Raw genomic sequence first — 397 nt, forward strand, 5'->3', positions numbered from 1 at the left:
AGACGCACGGCCTGGACCTGGCCACCGACGGGCGGTTGTTGGAGGCGGGCAACGTCTTCGAGGGCAAGACCTTCGGCGTCGGCGACGGCGCGCTGCGCCGGCCGGGCAACTGGAAGCACCTGACGAACCCGTTCAAGCCGTCCTGGGGCGAGCCGTACGTCGAGCAGGTCGTGCGGATGATGAGCGCGATCGAGGCGGCTCGGGACGCCGCGCGCGGGCACGAGGCGGTGGCGGTCAGCCACCAGCTGCCGATCTGGATCGTGCGCAGCTTCGCGGAGAAGCGGCGGCTGTGGCACGACCCGCGGCGCCGGCAGTGCACGTTGGCCTCGCTGACGTCGTTCACGTACCAGGGCGAGCGGCTGGTGTCGGTGGGCTACAGCGAGCCGGCGCGCGACCT

At 72.0% G+C, this 397-nt stretch carries 1 protein-coding gene; it reads left to right on the plus strand.

What is annotated here, in order from left to right; all coding sequences use genetic code 11:
- A partial coding sequence (locus G3I71_RS49425) for a histidine phosphatase family protein (protein WP_164325525.1) occupies nt 1-397 on the plus strand: 397 nt, incomplete at both ends.

The organism is Streptomyces sp. SID12501, assembly GCF_010550245.1.
Lineage (GTDB): Bacteria > Actinomycetota > Actinomycetes > Streptomycetales > Streptomycetaceae > Streptomyces.